The 3,012-nt window shown below is 44.1% G+C and carries 3 protein-coding genes and 1 pseudogene; 2 read left to right on the top strand and 2 right to left on the bottom strand.

The features are described 5' to 3' along the window. Nucleotides 1–591: pseudogene (locus AB4496_RS16870) on the bottom strand (YgiQ family radical SAM protein); the annotation flags it as partial. A 237-nt stretch (nucleotides 592–828) separates the two neighbouring features. Here AB4496_RS16870 and AB4496_RS16865 point away from each other — a divergent pair. Both AB4496_RS16865 and AB4496_RS16860 read left to right on the top strand, forming a co-directional pair. Next, on the top strand, nucleotides 829–1,509 hold the full coding sequence (locus tag AB4496_RS16865) for a hypothetical protein (RefSeq protein WP_009846420.1): 681 nt from the start codon (nucleotides 829–831) through the stop codon (nucleotides 1,507–1,509). Between the two features lie 121 nt (nucleotides 1,510–1,630). Beyond that, nucleotides 1,631–1,831, top strand: a complete 201-nt coding sequence (locus AB4496_RS16860) for a DUF4250 domain-containing protein (protein ID WP_009846421.1) — start codon at nucleotides 1,631–1,633, stop codon at nucleotides 1,829–1,831. Between the two features lie 155 nt (nucleotides 1,832–1,986). Here AB4496_RS16860 and AB4496_RS16855 read toward each other — a convergent pair whose 3' ends face one another. Next, nucleotides 1,987–2,898, bottom strand: a complete 912-nt coding sequence (locus tag AB4496_RS16855; protein WP_009846422.1) for a LysR substrate-binding domain-containing protein — start codon at nucleotides 2,896–2,898, stop codon at nucleotides 1,987–1,989. Nucleotides 2,899–3,012: the final 114 nt, after the last annotated feature.

The following is a 3,012-nucleotide window of genomic DNA, read 5'->3' as shown; positions in this document are numbered from 1 at the left end:
AACCAGTGCACGCTCAGCGTTACCAAAAAGAAGAATATCTGCTTTTGCGTCAAACAATACAGAGCGACGAACTTTATCTGACCAGTAGTCGTAGTGAGCCACACGGCGCAAACTTGCTTCGATACCACCAAGAACGATTGGCGTGCCTTTGTAGGCTTCGCGACAACGTTGGGAATAAACTAGAGTTGCACGGTCAGGACGCTTGCCACCTTCGTTGTTTGGCGTATAAGCATCATCGTGACGTAATTTGCGATCAGAGGTGTAGCGGTTGATCATGGAGTCCATGTTACCCGCTGTAATGCCGAAGAATAGGTTAGGTTTACCTAGCTTCATGAAGGCGTCTTTATTGTCCCACTTTGGTTGCGCAATAATGCCCACGCGGAATCCTTGAGCTTCAAGCAAACGGCCAATGATAGCCATGCCAAAGCTCGGGTGATCGACATAAGCGTCACCAGTTACAATAATAATGTCACAGCTATCCCATCCAAGAGCATCCATCTCCTTTCTACTGGTAGGCAAAAAGGGTGCAGTTCCGTAGCACTCGGCCCAGTATTTTTTGTGTTCGTGAATAGGAGTGATATCGCTGTACATATTTCAACCTCTGATTTTTGAGGCGGGAATTATAGCGGCATGAGCCTAGACTAGCCAGTAGAACATGCCCCTGTTAGTTTTGATGTCTTTCGTATTTTTACGGTAAATGGCGACAGAAGAGCCATACATCAGCATAGTTGAAGCCTTGAATCTCGTCTCTAATTTATGATTTTGATTAGTGTTCGCACCAGTTTTTGATATTATTCGCGAAAATAAGTTTGAAGAAGTAGATCCACAATGGTCGAAACGTTATTAGTACAATTTGCTCCGATGCTATTAGGAGCCCAACTGATCTTAACCCTCATCTTAGTGAAAGGGGATATTTGCCCGGGACAACGTGGCCGCATTCACAAGATGTTGCCTGCAATTGGCGTGCTTTGGCTTGCCGTTGCCTCATTAAGAATTGAAGCATTTCTTGTCGTGTTCGCGATCTTTTATTTCTATTCTCAAGTTCAAACCAAGAAGACTCGAGATTCTGGCCCTATTTGGGTGATGTATTTAGCTTGTGGTTTAGCACTGTCATACGTTGCTATACAAGCGACGGAGCAAGCAACCACAGTCGGTATTATTAGCACTTTATTACTCGTGGTTTTATTGGGGGCAGCGTTTGGTCATTTACTGCTGACGATTGCAAGAACACGCTTACAGGCTTTTCACCGTGTTCTGCCCGTTGTTGGTGTGCTGACGGGGATGTTGGTGGTTTTGGCGACGGTCATAAATGTTTACTCTCTGTCTGAAGCTCAATTAGAGCCAATGATTTCAACTCTGCTGTTTAGCTTTGCTTTGCTAATCTCTGCTATCGTGGTGTGGTGTTGGCATTTATTGTTCGTTAAAACCCCTGAAAAGCTTCAGCTGACTATTTCATTGTTGATGTTATTGGCGGCGGCTGTTGGTTTAACGCCAGTTTGGGCGATGTAGGCGGTTACTGATCTCACAAGCCTTTCGGTGTTGAATCGAAAAAGTGTGATCTGTTTTTTAGCGGGGTGTTGGTAAGCGTTCTAAACTTAAATCTAGTCGGTGTGTTCGTTAGGAGTACGGGATGGATTTAAGCAACGTCAAAGGTTTCGATAGCATTATTTTGCTGGGAATCGTGAATGAAAAACTTCGCTTAGAATGCGATAGCTTTGAAGAGCTGATCAGTATGTATGAAATGGATATAGAAAGTGTCGTGGGCAAGCTTGATATGTTGGGCTATCAATACGACCCACTGACTAATCAATTCAAGTCTTACTCAAGATAAGCTCACAATGAGAGTTTCTTCTATCGTGGATTAACACTCATTACCTGTTGTCGGTATTGGCAATAAAAAAGTCACAGATAATCTGTGACTTTTTTGTTTCTGGCGCATATCTATCAGGTTCAACGCAGGCATAAACTAACCCAACAACGAGTCTCTTAAACGACCTCAATGCCATCTAGGTGACTCTTACTTTGCTGTCTTGCCGTGCTAAAGAAAGCTTGTAGGTAACGTTTGTCTTTTTCTGAGTTTCTTACCGCTGCGAACAACCTTCTTGAAAGCCCGTTACCCAATGGTTTACTGGCGATTAACCCTTGTCTCGAAAATTCACTGATTGCCCAATTTGGCAACGCAGCAACCCCTAAGCCTGCCGATACCATTTGCACTAACATCAATGTGTTGTCTGCTTGTTTCCATTTCTTTGGTTCAACGCCTGCTGGTTGCAAAAAGTGTTTCACTACATCGAGACGCTGTTTTTGAACCGGATAAGAGAGCATGGTTATATCGCTAAGATCTTGCGGTTCTATGCTCTGTTTTTCTGCCAAAGGTGAGTTGATTGCAGTGATCAAACGCATCTCAAAATCAAAGAGAGGTTCGTAGTGAACCTCAGAGCGAGGCTGAATGTCTGATGTGATCACCAAGTCGAGTTCGCCTGCCATTAGTGCGGGTAGGGGTTCAAAGCCAAACCCTGACGAGAAATCAAGGGTTACACTTGGCCAAGCAACTTGGTACTCCTTCAAAGCGGGCATTAACCATTGGAAGCATGAGTGACACTCGATCGCCATGTGCAATCGACCATTCACATCTTCTTTTAGGCTTGCGAGTTCGTTTTCAGCTTTGGCGATTTGTGGCTGTATCTCATCAGCCAGTTTTAACAAGATTTCGCCTTCCGAGGTAAATTTAACCGGCCTTGTTTTACGCAAAAAAAGCTGACCGCCAATTCGAGCCTCAAGGTCTTTCAACTGGTGAGAAAGTGCCGACTGAGTCAGATGAAGAGAAGTTGCAGTCGCGGTTAGCGAGCCGCTGTCTCTCAAGGTGGTCAATGTTCGAAGGTGTTTAAGCTCTATCATGAGTATTCCTCATATTCCCTAAGCTAATTCAATATTTCTTAATAATCACCCTACGGTGTTTTCTTTCATTTGTAAACGTCTGGATGTCCAGATGGATTTAATAAATTAGCGGTT

The organism is Vibrio sp. 10N.222.46.A1 (assembly GCF_041473595.1).
In the GTDB taxonomy this organism is placed as follows: domain Bacteria; phylum Pseudomonadota; class Gammaproteobacteria; order Enterobacterales; family Vibrionaceae; genus Vibrio; species Vibrio tasmaniensis_A.
Note: the sequence above shows the minus strand (reverse complement) of the source record. Positions and strands in the feature narration are given on the sequence as shown.